Source organism: Paraburkholderia oxyphila NBRC 105797, from assembly GCF_000685075.1.
Lineage (GTDB): Bacteria > Pseudomonadota > Gammaproteobacteria > Burkholderiales > Burkholderiaceae > Paraburkholderia > Paraburkholderia oxyphila.
In genome coordinates, this window is record NZ_BAYD01000127.1 from 1 (window position 1) to 20,356 (window position 20,356).

At 65.4% G+C, this 20,356-nt stretch carries 21 protein-coding genes; 11 read left to right on the forward strand and 10 right to left on the reverse strand.

Annotation, left to right across the window (positions count from 1 at the left end):
- Positions 1-220, forward strand: a 220-nt coding sequence (locus BO1_RS55080; protein WP_043288774.1) for a 4Fe-4S dicluster domain-containing protein, incomplete at its 5' end; no start/stop codon positions are given.
- Between the two features lie 66 nt (positions 221-286).
- On the opposite strand, the gene BO1_RS59860 is transcribed toward BO1_RS55080, so the two are convergent.
- From BO1_RS59860 to BO1_RS42095, 3 genes are all read right to left on the reverse strand, one after another.
- Positions 287-463, reverse strand: a complete 177-nt coding sequence (locus BO1_RS59860; protein ID WP_156992719.1) for a hypothetical protein — start codon at positions 461-463, stop codon at positions 287-289.
- Positions 453-752: a helix-turn-helix domain-containing protein gene (locus BO1_RS42090; RefSeq protein WP_028222695.1), complete on the reverse strand. Its 300-nt coding sequence runs from the start codon at positions 750-752 to the stop codon at positions 453-455. Before BO1_RS42090 ends, BO1_RS59860 begins: the two co-directional genes overlap by 11 nt.
- 265 nt (positions 753-1,017) lie before the next feature.
- The gene (locus tag BO1_RS42095; protein WP_028222696.1) at positions 1,018-1,923 is read right to left on the reverse strand and encodes an NmrA family NAD(P)-binding protein; all 906 of its coding nucleotides are present in this window, start codon (positions 1,921-1,923) and stop codon (positions 1,018-1,020) included.
- A gap of 249 nt (positions 1,924-2,172) precedes the next feature.
- Between BO1_RS42095 and BO1_RS42100 the strand changes: the two genes are divergently transcribed.
- Positions 2,173-3,834 carry an ABC-F family ATP-binding cassette domain-containing protein gene (locus BO1_RS42100; RefSeq protein ID WP_028222697.1) on the forward strand — a complete coding sequence of 554 codons (1,662 nt, stop codon included), beginning with the start codon at positions 2,173-2,175 and terminating at the stop codon, positions 3,832-3,834.
- Positions 3,835-3,874: 40 nt separating this feature from the next.
- Here BO1_RS42100 and pstS read toward each other — a convergent pair whose 3' ends face one another.
- Both pstS and BO1_RS42110 read right to left on the reverse strand, forming a co-directional pair.
- Positions 3,875-4,942, reverse strand: a complete 1,068-nt coding sequence (gene pstS, locus BO1_RS42105; protein ID WP_218002857.1) for a phosphate ABC transporter substrate-binding protein PstS — start codon at positions 4,940-4,942, stop codon at positions 3,875-3,877.
- A 74-nt stretch (positions 4,943-5,016) separates the two neighbouring features.
- Positions 5,017-6,504: an MFS transporter gene (locus tag BO1_RS42110; RefSeq protein WP_028222699.1), complete on the reverse strand. Its 1,488-nt coding sequence runs from the start codon at positions 6,502-6,504 to the stop codon at positions 5,017-5,019.
- Between the two features lie 357 nt (positions 6,505-6,861).
- Here BO1_RS42110 and BO1_RS42115 point away from each other — a divergent pair, with 357 nt between their 5' ends.
- Entirely contained in the window at positions 6,862-7,746 is an 885-nt protein-coding gene (locus tag BO1_RS42115; protein WP_028222700.1) for a helix-turn-helix domain-containing protein, read from the forward strand.
- Here BO1_RS42115 and BO1_RS42120 read toward each other — a convergent pair.
- Both BO1_RS42120 and BO1_RS42125 read right to left on the reverse strand, forming a co-directional pair.
- Positions 7,736-9,445, reverse strand: coding sequence for a tetratricopeptide repeat protein (locus BO1_RS42120; protein ID WP_028222701.1), 1,710 nt, complete (start codon positions 9,443-9,445; stop codon positions 7,736-7,738). The genes BO1_RS42115 and BO1_RS42120 overlap by 11 nt on opposite strands.
- Before the next feature lie 196 nt (positions 9,446-9,641).
- Entirely contained in the window at positions 9,642-11,153 is a 1,512-nt protein-coding gene (locus BO1_RS42125) for a CoA-acylating methylmalonate-semialdehyde dehydrogenase (protein WP_028222702.1), read from the reverse strand.
- A gap of 503 nt (positions 11,154-11,656) precedes the next feature.
- On the opposite strand from BO1_RS42125, the gene BO1_RS42130 reads away from it, so the two are divergent.
- Entirely contained in the window at positions 11,657-12,010 is a 354-nt protein-coding gene (locus BO1_RS42130) for a DUF4148 domain-containing protein (RefSeq protein ID WP_028222703.1), read from the forward strand.
- Between the two features lie 175 nt (positions 12,011-12,185).
- Positions 12,186-12,521, forward strand: a complete 336-nt coding sequence (locus tag BO1_RS42140) for a hypothetical protein (RefSeq protein WP_028222704.1) — start codon at positions 12,186-12,188, stop codon at positions 12,519-12,521.
- A gap of 253 nt (positions 12,522-12,774) precedes the next feature.
- On the opposite strand, the gene BO1_RS42150 is transcribed toward BO1_RS42140, so the two are convergent.
- Positions 12,775-13,494 carry a YceH family protein gene (locus BO1_RS42150; RefSeq protein ID WP_028222705.1) on the reverse strand — a complete coding sequence of 240 codons (720 nt, stop codon included), beginning with the start codon at positions 13,492-13,494 and terminating at the stop codon, positions 12,775-12,777.
- Positions 13,495-13,814: 320 nt separating this feature from the next.
- Here BO1_RS42150 and BO1_RS42155 point away from each other — a divergent pair, with 320 nt between their 5' ends.
- Together BO1_RS42155 and BO1_RS42160 are read left to right on the forward strand one after the other, a co-directional pair.
- Positions 13,815-14,039 carry a hypothetical protein gene (locus tag BO1_RS42155; protein ID WP_043288776.1) on the forward strand — a complete coding sequence of 75 codons (225 nt, stop codon included), beginning with the start codon at positions 13,815-13,817 and terminating at the stop codon, positions 14,037-14,039.
- Positions 14,040-14,178: 139 nt separating this feature from the next.
- Positions 14,179-14,415 carry a hypothetical protein gene (locus tag BO1_RS42160; protein ID WP_156992721.1) on the forward strand — a complete coding sequence of 79 codons (237 nt, stop codon included), beginning with the start codon at positions 14,179-14,181 and terminating at the stop codon, positions 14,413-14,415.
- Positions 14,416-14,432: 17 nt separating this feature from the next.
- On the opposite strand, the gene BO1_RS55085 is transcribed toward BO1_RS42160, so the two are convergent.
- Both BO1_RS55085 and BO1_RS42170 read right to left on the reverse strand, forming a co-directional pair.
- Positions 14,433-15,278, reverse strand: coding sequence for a DUF2182 domain-containing protein (locus BO1_RS55085; protein WP_084688725.1), 846 nt, complete (start codon positions 15,276-15,278; stop codon positions 14,433-14,435).
- Positions 15,279-15,313: 35 nt separating this feature from the next.
- Positions 15,314-16,078, reverse strand: coding sequence for a DUF899 domain-containing protein (locus tag BO1_RS42170; RefSeq protein ID WP_028222708.1), 765 nt, complete (start codon positions 16,076-16,078; stop codon positions 15,314-15,316).
- Between the two features lie 104 nt (positions 16,079-16,182).
- Between BO1_RS42170 and BO1_RS42175 the strand changes: the two genes are divergently transcribed.
- The 4 genes from BO1_RS42175 (at position 16,183) to BO1_RS42195 (ending at position 20,338) form a co-directional block, all read left to right on the forward strand.
- The gene (locus tag BO1_RS42175; RefSeq protein WP_028222709.1) at positions 16,183-17,403 is read left to right on the forward strand and encodes a hypothetical protein; all 1,221 of its coding nucleotides are present in this window, start codon (positions 16,183-16,185) and stop codon (positions 17,401-17,403) included.
- Between the two features lie 45 nt (positions 17,404-17,448).
- Entirely contained in the window at positions 17,449-18,120 is a 672-nt protein-coding gene (locus tag BO1_RS42180) for a Vgb family protein (protein ID WP_028222710.1), read from the forward strand.
- A gap of 595 nt (positions 18,121-18,715) precedes the next feature.
- Entirely contained in the window at positions 18,716-19,549 is an 834-nt protein-coding gene (locus BO1_RS42190) for an ABC transporter substrate-binding protein (RefSeq protein ID WP_028222711.1), read from the forward strand.
- 72 nt (positions 19,550-19,621) lie between these two features.
- On the forward strand, positions 19,622-20,338 hold the full coding sequence (locus tag BO1_RS42195) for an amino acid ABC transporter permease (RefSeq protein ID WP_028222712.1): 717 nt from the start codon (positions 19,622-19,624) through the stop codon (positions 20,336-20,338).
- Positions 20,339-20,356: the final 18 nt, after the last annotated feature.

Here is a 20,356-nt window from a genome sequence, read left to right on the forward strand (position 1 = left end):
GCCGGTCGGCATCAACCTCAAAACCTATGCGGGACCCGAGTCGCGCTTCTGTCCGGCTGGCGTTTACGAATTCGTGAAAGGCGATTCGGATGACGACCGCCTGCAGATCAACGCGCAGAACTGCGTGCACTGCAAGACCTGTGACATCAAGGATCCCACGCAGAACATCGTGTGGATCACCCCGGAAGGGGGCGGCGGGCCGAACTATCCGAACATGTAGGCCAGGAAAGCGGGAAAATCGGCGGATCGAGAAGACGCGCGGCGTTGCATGCCTGGCGTCGCAATATCACACACTGGCCAGGGCTTTGCGCATTTCGCCGATCGGCATAGCTGTGATGGCATTGAGCAGCCGGGTTTCGCCAGCATTGGGCCGCGCGAGTTCGTTCACTTCCTGGCGTGTTTGTGCGAGCAGCGTGCCCATCGGGATGCGGTTGGCGTACGCAATCAACGTGCTAGCGCCCATGCTGGCTCCGTCTGCGATTCAAAGCTTTATGCACACTGTCCTCAGAGATGGCCACAGCGCTTTGCGCAGTGAGATTGATGCCAAGCTCCGCGAGCAAATGCAGCACCTTGCCGAATTGGGCAGTGGGCTTCCCGTTCTCAACGTGCGTGATGAACTTGGGCGAAAGCCCGGTCGCATTCGCGAGTTCGTCACGCGTGAGCCCCTGCTCGAGCCGCGCGGCACGAATCAGGTTGGCGAGTGCGGTCATGCTGCTTACCCGGACGGTTTCGTGGCTGGCCATGTGGGGCATGATTCGTATCCGATCGGGTACATTGTTGCACAAGAATGCAGACAAAGCAGTACTGCGTTCCCGTACGGGAACGAAAGTAGAGGTTGAGGTCGTGGGGAGCGTACTCCGTACCCGATTGGATACGAAGTGAGCGACCGACTGCGCAACGACGCCTACTCGTTCCCGCTCGGGAACGAGGACACCGCCGGATCGCAGAATGATCTGCCTGGTGTCCCAAAGGTCGGACGGCGTCGGGCCGCTACACGCCGTAGCGGCCGCGCCACCCTCAAGCCCCCTGCATGCGCGCCTCCGTGCGCAAACCAGCAACGATCGGCGCAAACACCTCGATCAATTCCGTCTTGCCGAAGCGCCGCTCGTGCATGCCGAACTCAACATCGATCTTGCCGGCGTTATGCACGTCGTAGAGATCGGTGATCAACCGTGCATGACGCTCGCTGAGCCCCGCGCGCAGCAGCACCGGGGTCCACTGGTCGCGCGGCAGTTCGCGCGCGACCACCTCCTGGCCGCCGATCTCGGCGAGTACGTCGGCAACGTACGCCGCGCTGATCCGCCTCGGCCCCTCGATGCTCACGACGCGGGTGCCGTTGCCGCGCGCCGCGTCGAGCAGCAGTTCCGCCGATGCGGTGCCTACGTCCTGCGCCGCGACCGTGGGAAAGCGCTTGTTCAACGGATGATGAAAACTCGGCAGCACGCCCGAGGCCAGCGCCGCGGGAATCGTGCGGCGCCAGTTTTGCATATGCTCTGCAGAACGAAGCAGAATCAGCTGGCCGGCGACGGGCTTCAATTGCTCCTCGAGGTAATGAAAAAGCCGCGTGATGCCGGTATTCGCATCCAGTTCGGCGCCGTAGTCGGACAGCGCGAGCACGGTCTCGGGCGGGTCCGCGCGCAGCGCCCCGGCGGCGACATCGATCACCTTGCGCATCGTCGCCTCGGGATGCGCGTCGGCCACGGGCACCGGACAAAGCATCTGCACCGCGTGCGCGCCGCGCATCGCCGCGGCAACCGATGCCAGATCGGTCAAATCCGCGAGCGCAACCTCGCAGCCGAGCGCGGCAAGGCGCGCGCCGTGACGCGTGTCGCGCACGATCGCGCGCACGGCACGGCCCGCTTGCCGCAGCGCTGCGGCCGTTGCGAATCCGGCGTTACCCGAGGCTCCAAATATGACGTACATGACGACTCCTGTCCTGGTCGATGGGGGTGGTCATGATCGTAAAGGGGCCGGGACAGCCAAACGCGCAGGGAAGGATCGAAGCGAGCAAATCTGGATGATGCATTTCAGGTGCGCTGCGCCTGGCGCAGGGCGCCAGTGCCTGCCTTGCTTTATGCCCGGCGGGCGCCGCGAAGCGCGAGCGGCTCGGAAAAGAGACGGCCCTGCACGTCCGGTCGGCTATCATGCCAGTCCTATCCGAAGTAGCTCCTTATGATTTCCGTCCGTAATCTCACGCTGCGCCGCGGCGTCAATGTCGTACTCGACAACGCGTCCATCACCTTTACCCCCGGCGAAAAGATCGGTCTTGTCGGCCGCAATGGCGCTGGCAAGTCGTCCTTCTTCGGCCTGCTCAACGGCACGCTGCACGAAGATAGCGGCGAGTTCTCGATTCCCGCTGCGTGGAAGATGGGCCAGGTCGCGCAGGAGATGCCGGAAACCGAGCAGGGCGCGACTGACTTCGTAGTCGAGGGTGACACCGTGCTGCTGGCCGCGCAGGCCGAAGTAGCCGCCGCTGAGGCCAGTGACGATGGTATGCGCATGGCGCACGCCTATATGGACCTGCACGACGCCGGTGCGCACGATGCCCCCGCACGTGCCCAAGCGCTGATCCTGGGCCTTGGCTTCAGTGAAGCGCAGCTCAGCCAGCCGGTCAACAGTTTCTCCGGCGGCTGGCGCATGCGACTGCAGCTGGCGCGCGCGCTCATGTGCCCGTCCGACCTGCTGCTGCTCGACGAGCCGACCAATCACCTCGACCTCGACGCGCTGGTCTGGCTGGAAGCCTGGCTCAAGCGCTACCAGGGAACCCTGGTCGTGATCAGCCACGATCGCGAATTCCTCGACGCGGTGACGCAGGTGACGGTGCACGTCGACAACGCGAGGCTCGTGCGTTACGGCGGCAACTACAGCAAGTTCGAAGAGATGCGCGCTGAGCAGATCGTGTTGCAGCAGGCCGCGATGGCCAGGCAGGCGGACAAGATCGCCCACCTGCAGAAGTTCATCGACCGTTTCAAGGCCAAGGCCTCGAAGGCGAAGCAGGCGCAGAGCCGGGTCAAGGCGCTCGAACGCATGGAGAAGATCGCCCCCGTGCTTGCCGACGCAGAGTTCACCTTCGAGTTCAAGGAGCCGCTCAACGTCCCGAACCCGCTGTTGTCGATGCTGGACGCGAGCTTCGGTTACCCGGCGCCGACCGGCGCACTGCCGGGCACGCCGCCCACGGTCATCGTGCGGGGCATCAACCGATCCGTGCTGGCCGGGCAGCGCATCGGCATCCTCGGTGCCAACGGCCAGGGCAAGTCCACGCTGGTGAAGACGGTGGCGCACGCACTGGCGCCGATTGCTGGCGAAATCAGCGAAGGCAAAGGGCTGAACATCGGCTACTTCGCACAGCAGGAACTCGACGTGCTGCGTCCGCTCGACACGCCGATGGAACACATGATCCGCCTTGCCAGGGACACGCCGCCGCACATGCGCGCGCCCGGCCAGAGTGGCACCGAACAATCGCTTCGCACCTTCCTCGGCACCTTCAACTTCAGTGGCGACATGGTCCATCAGGCGGTCAACACGATGAGCGGCGGCGAAAAGGCGCGGCTCGTGTTGTGCATGATCGTGTGGCAGCGCCCCAATCTGCTGCTGCTCGACGAGCCTACCAACCACCTCGACCTGGCCACACGCGAAGCGCTAGGCGTGGCGCTCAACGAATTCGAAGGCACGGTCATGCTGGTCAGTCACGACCGGGCCCTGTTGCGCGCCGTATGTGATGAGTTCTGGCTGGTCACCAAAGGCGGCGTCGAGCCTTTCGACGGCGATCTGGACGATTACCAGCAGTTCCTGCGCGACGAAGCCCGTCGCATGCGCGAGCAGGCTGCCGCATAGCAGAAGGTCATCGCCTGAGATACCCTCAGGCGGGCGCCGCTTACTTGATCGATTCGATCTGGTTGGTACTGAGCTCCCACGTATGCGGTGGCAGCGGTATGAAATGTACCGCCTCCAGATACGCAGCGTTCTCCTCCGACGGCAGGATCGACCATTCGAGGAATTTGCGGATCTCGCTGGCGACCGCGGGATTCGGCTGCCGCGTCGATACCACGGCGTATTCGTAGTTCACGAGCGGATACGTGCCGGAAGCTGGCGCGAACACGAGACTCAGACGCTCGTCCGGCGGCGTGCGCGCACCGAGAGAGGCCGCGCCCGCTGTAATCGTCGCTTTCGTCGGCAGCGTGAACTCGCCTGCGCCGTTCTTGAGCGCGGCGGTACCGAGGTGCGCCGCGGCAATGTCCTTCTCGTAACTCACGCCGACGTAGCCAACCGAGTACGACGTCGCCTTCAGCGCATTCACCATGCCTGCGTTGCCGACCGCAGCGAGTGCGCCGGGCACGCTCGGCCAGTCGATCGTCGTGCCATAGCCGAGCGCGTCTTCCCACGACTGCGTGGAGAACGTAAGGAATTGCGTGAACACGAACGTGTCGCCCGAGCCTTCGCTGCGACGCACCGGCACGATGTCGTGATGCGGCAGTTGCACGCCCGGGTTGAGTGCAGCAATCTGCGGTGCGTCCCACGTGCGGATCGCGCCGGTGTAGATGCCGGCGAGCGTCGGGCCATCGAGCTTGAGATGGATGTCGTTCAGCCCCGGCACGTTATAGTTGATCGTCTGCGCAGCGATCGCGAGCGGCACGCTGATGATCTGCGGGTGCTTGATCGCATCGGCGTCCGACATGAACGCATCAGATGCGCCGATGTTCACCTTGCCCGCGATCACCTGATCGATTCCGGCCTGAGAACCGGTTGCGCCGACGGAGAGCCGCACGGCCGGATGCGCCTTCGAATACGCGTTGCTCCAGGTTTCGAACAGCGGCGCGAGCAGTGTCGAGCCGGTTTCGGTCAGCGTCACCTGCTGCGCGTTCACGTGCGCACCGAACATGGCGGCGGCGAGCGCCACGACGGCGCGCGCTACGAATGATTTGCGTTGTGCTGCGATCATCATGTCCCTTGTTGCGTGTCGGGTGGTGGCCACCGCGCGGACCGGCGCCGATGTGGCCGGTACAGGGCGGACTTGCTTTACTTGCCGATCTGGTCGAGGCGCACGCCGGTCGTCTCGATCCGGAACACCCAGGTGACGACCGACCCAAGCACAGACGTGACGACGAGGCAGTACAGCAGCGTGCTCGTACCGAGGCTGACGAGCAGGATCGGGAACAGGAAGGCGGTCATGATCGCGCCGATCTTGCCGACCGCCGCCGCGAAGCCCGCGCCTGCTCCGCGGATCGCGGTCGGGAACACCTCGCCCGCGAGCAGATAGGTCTGCGCATTCGGGCCGACGTTGGTCATGAAATTGAAGAGCATGAAGCCAGCGAAGATCAGCGTCGTCTTCGCGCTGCCGTCGAAGCTGCCGGACAGCGCCGCGATGAAGAGGCCCACCGCACAGCCGATGAAGCCGACAACCTGCAGTTTCACGCGCCCGACCCGGTCCGCGAGCAGCACCGCGAACAGAATCCCGACGATCAGCAGCGACGTGGTTAGCGCGGCGCCCTTGGCCGCGAGAATGTCGTTCAGGATCAGGTCACTGACACTGCGCACGTGATCGGGCTTGCTGCCAAGCGCGACCGCGAGAATCGTCGGCGTGAAGATGCCGATGCCGTAGGTGCCGAGATCCTGCAGGAACCAGGGCGCCGACGAAAAGATCGTCGCGCGCAGGTTCTTCCCGCTGAACAACTGGAGAAACCTTTGCGGGCCGCCGTGGCTCTCGCCGGCCTCCGCCGCGTGATGGAGCGAGATGTCGGCCGGATAGGGCGGATTGCGGTGAAGCAGCCGGCGCGTGGCTTCCTGGGCCTTGTCGACTTTGCCGCGCACATGCAGCCAGCTCGGACTTTCGGTGATGAAGAAGCGGCCGATCGTCACGATCACCGCGGGGATAATCGCGGTCGCATACATCCAGCGCCACGCTTCGAGCTGCGGCATGAATGACAACACGAGATAGCCTATCCCGGTGCCGCCGAGCGCGCCGAGCGCCTGGAAGCCGAACGCCGCGAGCACCAGCTTGCCGCGGCTGGCGCTCGGGATGCTCTCGGAAATGATCATGTGCGCGGTCGGATAGTCGCAGCCGAGCGCGACGCCGAGCCCGAACAGGCAGACCACGAGCGAGATGAAGTTGGCGCAAACGGTGAGCAGCACGAGGAAACAGCAGAACAGCACCATCTCGACGATGAACATGCGCTTGCGGCCGAAGTAATCGGACATGCCGCCGAGACCTAGCGCGCCGACCAGGATGCCGATCAGGCTCGCAGCTGAAACGAGGCCGTTTTGCGCGGCGCCGATGCCGAACTCGCGCGAGATTAGCGGCAGCGCGACGCCGGTCATAAACACGACGAAGCCTTCGAAGAACTTGCCGGCCGCCGCGAGCGACCAGATGCGCCATTGCATCGCCGTCATCGGCGAGCGCAGCAGCCGGGTACCGTCCGGCCAGACCGGACATTCGTCGATGTATTCCTGCACCGACTTCGCGCCGGCGCGGGATGCTGCGACAACGGTCGCTGTTTGATCCGCCATGTCAGAAATTCCTCTGTTATTCAGAACTTGCATTGCTGGTACGGCATCTTGATCCTGCCGCCGGCACGTGAGGCCACGCTGAAGCCGGCATATCCTGGGCGCAGGCCGGGGCATCGAGTGAGAACCAGATGCTGCGCTGCAACCTGCGCGGGTGCGCCGGAGCGGCTCCGTGTCGGATTCTAGAAATCGATCGATGTCGCTTCTATGACAAGCCGACTCAGAGGGTGTCATACGGATGGGGTAGCGGGCTCAGACGACTCCACGCCGGCTCCCTACGCCTGCGGTCCCGAATCCACTAAACTGGCCGCTCGACGTTTGCGCAGTGGGCCGCCCGGGTGGCGCGCAAAGGGGGATGCCATGAATGCAGTGCTGGAAGACGCGATAGCGCCGGCGGTTGGCCGCGTGACGCTCGCAAGCAGTGACGCATTGGACTGGCGTGGCTTCGGCGCGCAAATGCTGGCGATTTCGGCGGGCCGGCATCGCATTCCCGGCACGGCATACCACCGTGTCGGCGTCCATTTTGGCGCCCCGGTGCGCGCGCATTGTGCCTGCGATGGCTTGCGCCTCGCGCGCATCCAGGCCGAAGGCGATGCCGACGTCGTGCCCGCGGGTCTCGACGGCGTATGGACCGACGACGCCGACTGCACGGTGCTCAGCATCCGTCTGGAGGACACGTTCGTGCGCGAGATCGCCGGACAGCTCGTGCGCAAGCCCGGTACCGCAACGATTCAGCCGCGCCTGCAGATGCGCGATGCGCGCTTGCAGCATCTCGCATGGGCGCTGCGCGCCGAGCTCGAAGCGGGCGAAGCCTCGGACCCGCTGTACGCGGAAAGCATCGGCACGGCGATCGCGGTACGGCTGCTCGACGCCGCCGGGCCGCTCGAAGCAAGGCGCGTCGCCGTGCTCGCGCCGCGCCTTGCCGCACGCGTGACCGATTACATCGAGAGCCATCTCGATGCGCGTCTCACGCTCGCGGAGCTGGCTGCCCTGGTCGAGCTGAGCGTGCCCCATTTCAAGGTGCTGTTTCGCGCGACGCTGGGCATGCCGGTGCACCAGTACGTGGTGCGGCGGCGCGTGGAGCGCGCGAAGACGCTGTTACTGAAGGGGGGCCTCAACGCGACTCAGGTCGCGCTGGAGGTGGGCTTCGCGCATCAGAGCCATCTGGCGCACTGGATGAATCGCGTGCTCGGCGTGACGCCGCGCGAGATCATGCGCGAGAGGGCGGCCCGCTTCACGGCTTGAGCAGCGTCTCCAGCGCTTGCGTCACGCGATGGATGACGCCGGCCCAGTTGCCGGGCTCGGCCTGGCGAAACAGGCGCGCACGCGGATACCAGGGGGTGTCGTCGCGCTCGCGCAGCCAGCGCCAGCAGCCGTCGTAGCGCGAGAGTATCCACACGGGCTTGTTCAGCGCCCCGGCGAGGTGCGCCACCGAGGTATCCACGGTGATCACGAGGTCCAGACATTCGATGATCGCGGCCGTATCTGCGAAATCGTGCACGCCGCCCATCGGATCGAAGGGCCGCAGGTTCGCCGGCAAGTCCTCGATCTGGGGCTGAGACGCCGCGCCTTTCTGCAAGCTCACGAAGCGCACGTCTGCACGCTCCGCGATGCGCAGCAAGGGCAAGAATGCGCGCGCCGGCAGGGAGCGGCGCTGGTCGATCGCATTCAACGCGCGGTCGTGCGGCCGTGGATCGCCGGCCCAGACGAGGCCGACCTTGAAGCCGCCGGTGGGCAATCGCGCGCGCCACTCGCGCGTCAGATCGGCAGGCGCGTGCAGGTAGGGGGTGTGGGCCGGGATCGTGTCGAGCGTCGTGCCGAAATGCATCGGCAGGCTCAGCAGCAGGCACCAGTAGTCATGGCCGGGAATCGTGCCTGTGCCGTCGAGCGGATAGCGTGCGTCCACGCCCTCCAGGCTCTCGAAAAGCCGCTTCAGCGCGGGCGGGCAGGCAACGCCGAGCCTCGCCACCCCGCGCGCCTTCAGCAAGGGCAGATAACGGCAGAATTGCAGCAGGTCGCCGTAGCCCTGCTCAGGCCAGACGAGCAGCGACTTGCCCTCCAGAGGCTCGCCGCGCCATTTCGGATAAGGAACCGGCGGTTGCCGCCGGTTGGGCGTGTCGGCGGACGCTTCATTGCGCGCTTCGAAGTGGAGCCAGCCTTCCTCGAAGTCGCCAAGTCCCAGCAGCAGCATTGCAAGGTTCCCGCGTGCGGTCGCGTAGTCGGGGCGCAGTGACAGCGCCTCGCGATAGGCGGCGATGGCCTCGCTGCTGCGGCGTTGCCGATTCAGCGCATTGCCCAGGTTGTTGTGCATCTCCGGCGTGCTGGCGTCGATCGCCAGCGCATGCCGGAATGCGACTTCCGCGTCCCGGGGCCTGCCGAGGTCCAGCAGGACCAACCCGAGATTGTTGTGTGCGAGTGCGTAGCCGGGTTGAATACCGAGAATCCGGCGATATTCGGCTTCGGCCTGATCGAGGCGCTTCATTTGCCAGAGCAGCACAGCGAGGTTGTTGCGCGCGGCGAGAGCGTCCGGCGCGATGGCGACTGCACGCCGCAATGCGACTTCCGCTTCCACTTCACGCTGCTGCGCGCGCAATACGAGGCCGAGATTGTTCAGCGCTTCTGGCCGGTCTGGCTTGACCGAAAGCGCCAGTTCGAGGGTGTGTTCCGCTTGCGGCAATTGCCCCCGGCCATAAAACCAGCAGCCGAGACGGTTGAGCGCCTCCGCCTGATCGTCCGGGCGCACGTGCGTGTGTTGCCCCGCCTGCGTGTCTGGCTGTTCGCTGGCTGCGTGGTGGAGCCCGTGGAGGCAGCGTGCGGCAAGTTCGATGGCCTGCCTGTGTGAAGGCTCGGATTGCAGCAATCGCTCGAGGTGCGTCAGTGCCTCGCCGTAGTGTCCAGACGAGTAAAGCGATTGAGACGCCAGCCAGGATTCAGCGCTCCACATGCTTTCACCTTTGTCTGTTGTGCGGGTCGTCCATCCTGCTACGCCTCGTTCGCAGCTTGAACGGGATAATTCCTAAAAGCAGCCTGATTTTGCGGCGGCGACCACCCGTGTGCTGCTGCGTCCCCAAAATGCAAATGCGCCACTGCCCGCGTATAGCGGGGCAGTGGCGCAGTCTGTTTTTACTTCGTGATGCGAATTACTTGGCTACGGGCATCGTGAACTCCGCACCCTTTTCGGTGCTTTCCGGCCAGCGCTGCATGATCGACTTCTGCTTCGTGTAGAAGCGCACGCCTTCTTCGCCATAGGCATGCATGTCGCCGAACAGGCTGCGCTTCCAGCCGCCAAAGCCGTGCCATGCCATCGGCACCGGAATCGGCACGTTGATGCCGACCATGCCCACTTCGATCTGACGGCCGAACTCGCGCGCCACGTTGCCGTCACGCGTGAAGCAGGCCACGCCGTTGCCGAACTCGTGGTCGTTGATCAGCTGCACGGCGTGTGCGAAGTCGTCCACGCGCACGCACGCCAGCACCGGTCCAAAAATCTCTTCCTTGTAGATGCGCATCTCGGGCGTGACGTTGTCGAACAGCGTGCCGCCGGTGAAGAAGCCGTTTTCGTGGCCCGGCACCTTGAGGCCGCGGCCGTCCACCACGAGCGTCGCACCTTCTTCCACGCCGGTCGCGATATAGCCTTCGATGCGCTCGAGCGCCTGGCGCGTGACGATCGGGCCCATTTCAGCGTCGGCTTCCATGCCGTTCTTCACGACGAGCTGGCGCGCGCGCTCCGCGAGGCGCGGCACGATCTTGTCGGCCACGTCGCCCACCAGCACCGCGACCGAGATCGCCATGCAGCGCTCGCCCGCCGAGCCGTAGCCCGCGCCGATCAGCGCGTCAATGGCCTGGTCGAGATCGGCGTCGGGCATCACGACCATGTGGTTCTTCGCGCCGCCGAGTGCCTGCACGCGCTTGCCGTGCCTGGCGCCGGTCTCGTAGATATAGCTGGCGATGGGCGTGGAGCCGACGAAGCTCACGGCCTTCACGTCGCGGTGCGTGAGCAGCGCGTCCACGGCCACCTTGTCGCCCTGCACGACATTGAACACGCCATCGGGCAGGCCGGCTTCCTTGAGCAGGCGCGCCATGAACAGCGACGCCGAAGGATCGCGCTCGCTCGGCTTGAGCACGAACGTGCAGCCCGCGGCCAGCGCGACCGGGAACATCCAGCACGGCACCATGCACGGGAAGTTGAACGGCGTGATGCCGGCGACCACGCCCAGCGGCTGGCGCACGGTCCAGTTGTCCATGCCCGTGGAGACCTGCTCGGTGTAGTCGCCCTTGAGCAGTTGCGGCGCGCCGCAGGCGAATTCGATGATGTCGATGCCGCGAGCGACTTCGCCTTGCGCGTCGGCGAACACCTTGCCGTGCTCGGCGGTGATGATGGCGGCCAGCTCGTCCTTGTGGCGGTTCATGAGCTCGAGAAAGCGCAGCAGCACGCGCGCGCGCCGGATGGGCGGCGTGTTGCTCCACCCCGGGAACGCGGCTTTTGCGCTCGCCACGGCGGCGTCGACGTCGGCGGCCTCGCCCAGCACGAGTCGCCGCGCGGCCGCGCCCGTGGCCGGGTTGAACACCGGCTGGGTACGGTCGCCCGTGCCGCGCTCGGTCTTGCCGCCAATGAAGTGGACTACGTCTGCGCTATCGGTATAGGCCTGCATCTCATCTCCTCGCCAGGTGGGTTGATGCAGGCCAGTGTACGGAGGTGCAGGCGCGCTGCAAAGACTCGTGTGCTGAATTGATTGTTTTCTGCTGTGAACAATGGACTGGCGAAACGATGAAAGATGCTGCGGCGCAGCGCGGACGCAGGCCCGTACATCCGCTTCGTGGCGCTGCGGCGGCAGGCGCTCCGGGAGGCTTTCAGGCAGGGGCTGCCGCCGGAGCGGACACCGTTGGCGCGCCCTTTGTGCGCCGAAGAACGCAGCGCATGCGTTGCCCGTTTGTACCGCAATGTATCTGTGGCGTGCAACGACACACGGGCTTGCAAAAGGCCCGGTCGCGGAAACAAGCGAGATACGTTCGAGGATTCAAATACCTACACGCAAGACGGATTCACGAATTGCGTTCGATTCGGATACTACGCACGCGCAGCAGGATTGCGGCCCATGCGTACCGTCTTGATGCAGACCTTTATTGCGATCTTCCCTTACATCTGGAGAAAGTCATGAACCTCGTTCGCACCCTCATTGCTGCCGTTGTCGTTGCCGCTCCCGCCGTTTCGTTCGCCCAGACGGATCACGTGATCACCCGCGCAGAAGTCCGCGCGCAACTCGTTCAACTCGAGCAGAGCGGCTATCGCTCCGCCAGTGACAACACGCAATATCCCGCGAACCTGCAAGCCGCGCTCGCACGCATCGACGCCGGCCAGGGCGGTGCGAATGCCGCCTACGGCGGCGTGACGAGCGGCAGTTCTGCGGCAGGAGGGCATGCGGCGGCAATGCACGAAGCGCGCACGCCGCAGGCATCGGGCGCTCAGCCGGACGTCGTGGGCCTCGAGCCGATCTACGCGCACTCGTAATGCGGTGCCGCCGCCGCTGCTGTGAGGCATGCGGGATCGGCCCGGCGCGGCGGCGGAAATATCCGGTTGCAGAACTCACAGATGCAACGTCAACATCGCGGCAACGGGCAGCGTTGAGCGGATGGACGGAATAGTTCCGTCGCCGACCTTCACGGAAACCCCAAGGGAGAACATCATGCGTACGTTGCCCGTTTATCTTGCCGCCATCGCCACCCTCACGCTCGCGTTCGCCGGGACGGCGTCCGCTTCGACCTCTACGCATTGGGACGCCACGCATGGACGCCGCGTCGAAGTCAATCATCGGCTGGCGAATCAGGATCGGCGCATTCACAACGAAGTCAGAGAGGGCGAGATGTCCCACGCGCAAGCCGCCCGGCTGCATCGCGACGACCATCAGATCCGCCAGGAAGAGCGTCTGATGGCGAGCCAGGACGGCGGCCATATCACGCGAGCGGACGACCGCGCGCTGAACCAGCAGGAGAATCACGTCAGCCGCCAGATCGGGCAATGACGTGCGGGGCGGCGCTCTCGCGGCCAGGCCGCGAGAGCGCCAGCCTGTCGCTGCATGAAGATGAATATGGTCAGGATCGCGAATAAAGCAACGCGCATGCCGATTCGGTATCGACATGCGCGTCTGCGACATGCGCGTCTGCGACATGCGCGTCTGCGATGCGCTCGTTGGGGACATGCGTGTCCACGACATGTGCGTTCGCGACACGCGCGTGCGCGACGTGCGGGCGGCGCTCAGGCCGCCCCTTGCTGCGTTATGCGGCGCCCGAGAGCTTTTCGATAGAAATACCCAGCTCCTCGGCCATGCGCTCGACCATCGTCTGCAGGCGCGCGACTTCGTCGGAGAGGCGCTGTTGTTCGGCCCTGAGCGCTTCGTACTCGTCGGGCGTCACGCCGCCCGCCTCGCGTTCGCCGGCATCCGCACTAGCCAGCGCGGCTGCGCTCACGCTCACCTCGCCGCACAGCAGGTGCATCCAGCGGCTTTCGCGCTCGCCGGGCGCGCGCGGCAGCTTCACCACGAGCGGCGGCTCGCGTTCGGCGAGTTCGCTCAGAAAGGCCTCGACCGAGGACACGTCGGCGAAACCGTGCAGGCGCGCGGAGTTCAGGCGCAACTCGGCGCCGGTTTGCGCGCCGCGCAGCATGAGCACGGTGAGCAGCGCAACGGCCTGCGCCGGCACGCCCAGCACGCGATTCAGATTGTGCTCGAAGCGCGGCACGCGGCTGCTGCTGCCTTCGAACACGAGACTCACCAGTTTGAGGTCTTCGATGGCGCTCAGCGCCTCGGCCTCGCTCACGTTCATGACCGGCGTGCGCGCGGTCTTCTGGTTGCACCCCGAGGTGAGCGCGTTCAGCGAGAGCGGATAGGTGTCCGGCACGGTGTGCTGCTTCTCGACCAGCACGCCGACGATGCGGGCTTCAAGCGGCGTGAGCGCACGCAGCGTGCGCGGCGAGGAAGCATCGGCAGGGGTGTTCATAAGCGGTGGCGGGCAGGGGAGTTTTTACGGGATTCGATGATACCCGCTCGGCTCGCGCTTGCGAATCGATGCGAATCGATGCGCATTGCGTGTCGTGCTGCCGCGCAGTGACGGCGCGCCGCGCGCTTTGTAATTTTTATTGCGCTTTGCAACATCGTTCGCCGGGCGGCCTTGCCCGAAGTCCCGCTATATGGGCACGAAGCGTGGTGCAGCGCAAACAGTCGGTAACAATCCTTATTGCAGCGCAACAAAATGGCGCCTACACTGGTTGAGTCTGCCATTGACGTCGAATGCTTTCATTCATAGGAGGGCGTGCGATCATGACGTCCGAAACGCCAACGCTGCACTCGTCCCCAAGGCTGCATGTCTTCGAGCAAGAAGGCGGCTGGCACTGGGGCATTACCGTTCCGCGGCCTGCTGGCAGCGGTTTCAAGGTCATCGCCTATAGCGAGACCACGTTCGTCCACGAAACCGAAGCCCGGCGAGACGGCGATCGCGCACTCGACGATCTCCGTGAGGGTGCGCTCGCGGTTTTCGAGCAATAAAACGGGGCCCGGTCTTTCGGGCCTGTTCGCGTTTCCTCCAATGCGGCCAGGCCGCATTTTCGGCCCCCACTGAACAAACTTTCTGGTCTACTCGATCTTCTGTTTTGCCAGTCACGCAGCCCGAAAAGGTATGACGATGATGCGAACCGAGATCGAGACGCGCCGCAAGCGTTACGCCATGCAGCGCCTTTCCCGCGCGATGAAGCGACTCATTCAAGTCGACTCCGCAGATGAGCGGATCATGGCGACGCGCTGGGTGGTTGCCTGGGGCCGCGCCGTAGGCGAACGGCGCTTCGAGCCGATGTGGCATGAAAGCGTGACCCGCGCGCTCGCCGCGTCAGCGCGGCACCAGAGCGCTGCGAACCGCGCGCAGTAAGCCCGGTCATCGATGCGTCAAAAACCCCGCACCATCATCGACACACCCACAGCAACGCCGGCTAGCCCGAGAATCCGCACGACATGCCCGTGACACGGCGCTACGCGCTCTGCGGCGATGGCAGCCGTCACGATGGCCATCGACCCCAGATCCATCACGCCGAGCGCGAGCAGCACAATCATCCAGTTGCCGCAGCAGGTTCCGCAATTCAATCCGAGGCGCATCCCACGGAGCAGGGCCGCACACGCACCCCCCGGAGCGCGCCGTGTGCGTTGGCGCATGTCATGACACCAGGCGAGCCGCTTCGCTTTCCATGACGTGAATTGCAGCAGGCTCGCGAGCACAACGACCGCACCCCCGGCCGCAGGCGCAGCGTGAGCGAACGCCGGCACCCGCAGCGCGATTGCGGCGAGCGCGGCGCCCAGCGGAAATACCGCGCACCCGGCAAGTATCCAGACCAGGAAGTAACCCATGCCGACCAATATCGTTAGCAATGCAGATCGAATGGAAGCAGAATCGCTCGACGGCTCGCGCTCGCGCATCAGCATCGGCACGAGCACGGGCAGCATCATCGCGGGCATCATGACCGCCCACATGCAGGCAAACGAGGCGGCGGCATGCAGCCACGTCTGTCCGCACATTGGCGCCCAGATCGCCGATATCATCCAGCGTCCCGCCATCGGCGTTCCGCTCATCGTCGCCATGTACGCGTAGCGCCGCACGGTCGCGGCCGCGCTTGCCGCGAAGAGCAGCGCCCCCGCGCCGATCAGGATCGCGTTCGATCCAACGCGGCGGGCTGCCCCGCGCCGGGATGCCCCGCGCCGGGACCCCTCGGGCACGCGTGCGATGTCGACGATGTTCATGGCCAGCCCCGGCGATTTCAGCGATTTCAACGATCTCAGCGATTGACGTACTCGTCGTGCCGCTTCCACCAGACGCCCGCTTCGTTGCGTCCGCGCGGTGCGCGGTCGAGCCACTGGTACATGCTCCACAGGCCGTCGAGGCCGCGCGCGTAAGTCGAATACGTGTGGTAGACCACGCCGTCCTCGAGCACGAACGCGCTCATGCCGGGGCGGTCGAGCGCGAAGGTGGCGGCGTCGGTGCCGCAGCTCGCCGCGAACTGCGCGACGGGTACCGGCGGCGGCTCCACGTCCATCGCATGGCCGCCGCGCATGTAGTTGTACTCGACGCTGCCTTCGCGCTGCTGCTCGGCTGTGAACGAGACGTTGAAGTCGAAGTTGAAGTCGTTGCCGCGCGACGACGCCCACGCGAACGTCCACCCCATGCGCTGCCGGTAGGCCAGCAGCTTCGCGAGCGGCGCGCGCGAGACCGCCATCAGCGTCACGTCGTGATTCGCGAGATGGGCGACGCTGCCCGCAAAACCGTCGGCGAGCGCCGAGCACGACGGGCAGCCCGCCGCGTAGTCGGGACCGAACATGAAGTGATAGACGAGCAGTTGCGAGCGTCCGGCGAAGAGCTCCGGCAGCGTTGCCTGGCCTTGCTCGGTCTCGAACGAATACGCCTTCTCGACCCGCACCCACGGCAGGGCCTGGCGTTGCTGGGCCAGCGCGTCGGCGCGCCGGGTGAGTTCCTTCTCGGCTGCGAGCAGGTCGAGCCGTGCCGCGAGCCATTGCTCGCGGGTTCCAGTCGTGTGCGTTGCCATGATTGCCTCCTGTTGATCAGTCGAGAACCGCCTGATTGCCGTGGTAGATTAGGCCGGGGCTTCGCACGGGAGGGAGTGACAAGTGTGTCGGGATTCCGATGAGCATGGACTCGCTGATCACGGCGGCGGCGCGCGCGCTCGCTGCCGGTGACCCGCTCGGCGCGCTCAATCGCGTCGCGTTGCGCGACGACCCGCCCGCGCTCGCGCTGCGCGGTATCGCCATGGCGCAGCTCGGCGACCTCGACCGCGCGAAAGTGCTCTTGCGCCGCGCGGCAAGCGCGTTCGGCGCGAGAGAAGCGGTGGCGCGCGCACGCTGCATCGTTGCGCAAGCCGAGATCGCGCTGGCGTCGCGCGATCTCGGCTGGCCCGTGGCCACGCTCGATGCGGCACGCCGCACGCTCGAAGCGCACGGCGACCACCTGAACGTCGCGCATGCGCGCTATCTGGAGATCCGCCGTCTGCTGCTGATCGGCCGGCTCGACGAGGCCGGAGACCTGCTCGCCGGAATCGATCCCGCACCTTTGCCACCGGCCTTGCGCGCGGCGCACGCGTTGATCGCCGCGGGCATTGCGATGCGGCGCATCCAGACGAAAGCGGCCCGCGACGCGTTGGCCATTGCCGCGCATGCGGCGCGTCTCGCGGGCATTGCGCCGCTTTTCGCCGAGGTCCAGAGCGCGGCGCAACTGCTCGAAGCGCCCGCTGCGCGCCTCGTCGTGCGGGGCGAAACGCGCGCCATGCGGCTCGAAGATGTCGAAGCATTGCTGGCGTCGCAGGCACTGGTTGTCGACGCATGCCGTTACGTCGTGCGCGAAGGCGCGGTCGTGGTGCCGCTCGCGCGGCGGCCGGTGCTGTTCGTGCTGGCGCGCGCGCTGGCCGAAGCGTGGCCCGGCGACGTGCCGCGCGATGCGCTCATCGCGCGCGCGTTTCGCACGAAGCACGCCGATGAATCGCACCGTGCGCGTTTGCGCGTCGAGATCGGGCGCCTGCGCGGCTTGCTGCGCGGCATCGTGGACATCGACGCGACACAGCAAGGTTTCGCATTCGCGCCAGTCCGCGCGCGCGAGGTGGTCGTGCTCGCGCGGCCCGTTGAAGAGCAGCACGCGGCGGTGCTTGCCCTGCTCGCGGACGGCGAGTCGTGGTCGAGCTCGGCGCTCGCGCTCGCGCTGGGCGCGAGCCAGCGCACCGTGCAGCGCGCGCTCGACGCGCTGGCGGCGGGGCAGAAGGTGCAGGCGTTCGGCCAGGGGCGCGCGCGCCGCTGGACCATGCCGCCCGCTCCCGGATTCGCGACCAGCTTGTTACTCCCCGCGCCGCTGCCGGGCGACTAGGATGATGGCATCAGGTGTTCGAATGCGGACCGAAAGGAGGAAACGATGAAGCGCACCCCTGCCAGCATCATTCGCGAATATGGCCCGTTCCCGGGCGTCGAAAACGTGGGCGGTGTCACGTACGACGGCGCTCAGGTCTGGTTCGCCGCCGGCAACCGGCTGGCGGCGCTCGATCCGCAAAGCGGCGAGACGGTGCGCTCGATCGACGTTCCCGCACATGCGGGCACGGCTTTCGACGGCCAGCACCTGTACCAGATCGCCGAGGCGCAGATCCAGAAGATCGATCCGCAGACGGGCCGCGTGCTCGCCACGCTGCCGGCGCCGGGCAAGGGCGGCGACTCGGGCCTCGCATGGGCCGACGGCACGCTCTGGGTGGGCGAGTACCGCGAGCGCAAGATCCACCAGGTCGATCCCGAGACCGGCGAGATCCTGCGGACGATCGAATCGAGCCGCTTCGTCACGGGCGTGACGTGGGTGGACGGCGAGCTATGGCACGCCACCTGGGAAGGCGACGAGAGCGATTTGCGGCACATCGATCCGAACACGGGCAAGGTGCTCGAGCGGCTCGACATGCCGCCGGGCGTGGGTATTTCGGGACTCGAGTCGGACGGCGCCGACCAGTTCTTCTGCGGCGGCGGCGCCAGCGGGAGAATCCGCGCGGTGCGCCGGCCGAAACGGGATGCCGCCCACCATGAGGACGATGAAACGGCTGCTTGAGCGGCGCCAGGTTTCATTGAATCCGCGCTTTTGCATCGGCCTGGCACTGCCTGGCTGTTGCGTGACTACGGCATTTTCTGCCGCCTTTTCCAGTCCTCATAGAGGACCGCGCGCTTTTGCAGCCGAACCGCCTCATGGCGGACCTCAATAGTTTGTTATGCGAACGATTTCGCCTGATCGGCATGAGTGACTGCGTTCGATAGCCCATAAGGCGCGGCGTCCTCCCTGAAATTCCCATAGAACACTTCGGCGACGCCGGCTGTGCGCGTCGCCGCCATTGCGTCGTCGGCATTTCGTCCGCTTCGCCCAATTCGCGGCGCCCTGCCGGACCCATTCCCCGTTGCCATTGCCGATCGCGGCCTCCAAAAGCGAGCGCATTTTTCCAGCGCGTACTCGCGTATACCCCATTGCCGGGAATTTTTTTCCGTGGAAGACTGCTTCGCATCCGGCGTATCAGACTGCTGTCCGGTATATCGGACATTAAAAACGAGGGAACAATCCCTGCCGAGCCCTCGTCAGCGCCCACCGCCAACGCCAGGCTGAGCGCCACCCGGTTTCACGCATGGATTTATTCCTTCCCGATCAGGATTGCAAAATGAGACTCGTAAAACAAAGCGCAAAGTTCGCCTGCATGTTCGCCGTGGCGGGCCTGCTGGTGCTCACCGGCTGCACGAAGGTGCCCACCACGGGCCAGGACGCGGCGGCGACATCGACGCTGCAGGCGGTGCTGCAGCGCGGGACCTTGCGCGTGGGCGACTGCCTGACGTTCGCCCCGTTCGGCTTCTACAACAAGGACGGCCAGCCCGACGGCTATGACGTGGATCTGGCGAAGGAGCTCGCCAAGGAAATGGGCGTGAAGCTCGAGGTGGTGAACACCACGAGCGCCAACCGCATTCCGAATCTGCAGACGGGCAAGGTCGATGTCGTGTTCTGCAACTTCACGCGCAACATGGAGCGCGCCAAGGAAATCGGCTTCACGACGCCTTATGTCGTGGCGAGCGAGGCGCTGCTGGTGAAGAAGAGCAGCGGAATCCAGTCGATCAAGGACATGTCGAACCGCACGATCGCCACCGTCAAGGGCTCGACCAACGGCGACGAAGTCCGGGCGCTGAACATGCAGGTGAAGATTCAGGAGTACGACAGCTCGGAAGCCGCCATTCTGGCCGTGAAGCAGGGCCAGGCCGACGCGATGATCGAAGACAACAACTTCCTCGCCTATCAGGCCAAGCTCGATCCGGATCTCGCCGTGACCAACGAAGCCCTCGTGCCGCTCGAATACAACGCCTTCGGCGTGAAGGCTGGCGACCAGGTGTGGCTGAACTATCTGAACCTGTTCCTCTTCAACATCAACGCTTCGAAGCAGAACGCCGAGCTGTACAAGAAGTGGTTCGGCGTCGAGCCGCGCTACTCGCTCAATCCGCAGATGTGAGCGCAAGCGCCCCGAGTGCACGATATGCACGCTGTCCACGACGGGCGCCCGACTTTTACCCAGAGGTAGGAAATGAGTTATCAATGGCTCACCTTGTGGGGCTACGTGCCCGACTTCATCCAGGCGGCATGGCTCACGCTGCAGATCACGCTGCTGGCTTTTTGTCTCGCGCTGGTGCTCGGCCTGCTTTCCGCGCTGGCGTCGGCCTCGCGTGTGGGCGTGCTGCGGCTCGTGGCGCACTCCTATGTCGAGGTCATTCGCAATACGCCGGTGCTGCTGCAGATCTTCATCGTGTTCTTCGGCCTGCCTTCGCTGGGGCTGAATCTGGGCGCGTATGTGGCGGGCGTGATCGCTTTGGGTGTGAACGTGGGCGCCTATCTCTCCGAAGTCTTTCGCGCGGGCATTCAGTCGGTGCCGCGCGGGCAGCTCGAAGCGGCCAGCATCCTGGGCCTCTCGCGCGCGCAGGTGTTTCGCGAGGTCGTGCTGCCGCAGGCGGCGCGCGCCGTGTATCCGGCCATCGTCAACAACCTCATCCAGCTGCTACTGGGCACCTCGCTGCTTTCGGCGATCGCCCTGCCCGAGCTGACCGGCACGGCCACCGTCATCAACTCGCGCACGCTGCTCTATATCCAGACCTTCTCCGTCACGCTGGTGGCGTATCTGGTGCTCAGCAACTGCCTGTCGTGGATCGCGGCGCGCATTGGCGCGCGGGTCTTTCATCCACCGCTCGTCATGAAAAAGCGTGCGCGCATGCCGTTTTTCGCGGCGCGTCAGGCCAACCGCTCCTGAGCCGAACCGGAGATCCAG

Excerpts from the sequence above, each read along its gene's own strand:
- BO1_RS59860 (WP_156992719.1), bottom strand. The coding sequence starts at position 463 with ATGGGCGCTAGCACGTTGATTGCGTACGCCAACCGCATCCCGATGGGC.
- BO1_RS42090 (WP_028222695.1), bottom strand. The coding sequence starts at position 752 with ATGCCCCACATGGCCAGCCACGAAACCGTCCGGGTAAGCAGCATGACC.
- BO1_RS42095 (WP_028222696.1), bottom strand. The coding sequence starts at position 1,923 with ATGTACGTCATATTTGGAGCCTCGGGTAACGCCGGATTCGCAACGGCC.
- BO1_RS42100 (WP_028222697.1), top strand. The coding sequence starts at position 2,173 with ATGATTTCCGTCCGTAATCTCACGCTGCGCCGCGGCGTCAATGTCGTA.
- pstS (WP_218002857.1), bottom strand. The coding sequence starts at position 4,942 with ATGATGATCGCAGCACAACGCAAATCATTCGTAGCGCGCGCCGTCGTG.
- BO1_RS42110 (WP_028222699.1), bottom strand. The coding sequence starts at position 6,504 with ATGGCGGATCAAACAGCGACCGTTGTCGCAGCATCCCGCGCCGGCGCG.
- BO1_RS42115 (WP_028222700.1), top strand. The coding sequence starts at position 6,862 with ATGAATGCAGTGCTGGAAGACGCGATAGCGCCGGCGGTTGGCCGCGTG.
- BO1_RS42120 (WP_028222701.1), bottom strand. The coding sequence starts at position 9,445 with ATGTGGAGCGCTGAATCCTGGCTGGCGTCTCAATCGCTTTACTCGTCT.
- BO1_RS42125 (WP_028222702.1), bottom strand. The coding sequence starts at position 11,153 with ATGCAGGCCTATACCGATAGCGCAGACGTAGTCCACTTCATTGGCGGC.
- BO1_RS42130 (WP_028222703.1), top strand. The coding sequence starts at position 11,657 with ATGAACCTCGTTCGCACCCTCATTGCTGCCGTTGTCGTTGCCGCTCCC.
- BO1_RS42140 (WP_028222704.1), top strand. The coding sequence starts at position 12,186 with ATGCGTACGTTGCCCGTTTATCTTGCCGCCATCGCCACCCTCACGCTC.
- BO1_RS42150 (WP_028222705.1), bottom strand. The coding sequence starts at position 13,494 with ATGAACACCCCTGCCGATGCTTCCTCGCCGCGCACGCTGCGTGCGCTC.
- BO1_RS42155 (WP_043288776.1), top strand. The coding sequence starts at position 13,815 with ATGACGTCCGAAACGCCAACGCTGCACTCGTCCCCAAGGCTGCATGTC.
- BO1_RS42160 (WP_156992721.1), top strand. The coding sequence starts at position 14,179 with ATGCGAACCGAGATCGAGACGCGCCGCAAGCGTTACGCCATGCAGCGC.
- BO1_RS55085 (WP_084688725.1), bottom strand. The coding sequence starts at position 15,278 with ATGAACATCGTCGACATCGCACGCGTGCCCGAGGGGTCCCGGCGCGGG.
- BO1_RS42170 (WP_028222708.1), bottom strand. The coding sequence starts at position 16,078 with ATGGCAACGCACACGACTGGAACCCGCGAGCAATGGCTCGCGGCACGG.
- BO1_RS42175 (WP_028222709.1), top strand. The coding sequence starts at position 16,183 with ATGGACTCGCTGATCACGGCGGCGGCGCGCGCGCTCGCTGCCGGTGAC.
- BO1_RS42180 (WP_028222710.1), top strand. The coding sequence starts at position 17,449 with ATGAAGCGCACCCCTGCCAGCATCATTCGCGAATATGGCCCGTTCCCG.
- BO1_RS42190 (WP_028222711.1), top strand. The coding sequence starts at position 18,716 with ATGAGACTCGTAAAACAAAGCGCAAAGTTCGCCTGCATGTTCGCCGTG.
- BO1_RS42195 (WP_028222712.1), top strand. The coding sequence starts at position 19,622 with ATGAGTTATCAATGGCTCACCTTGTGGGGCTACGTGCCCGACTTCATC.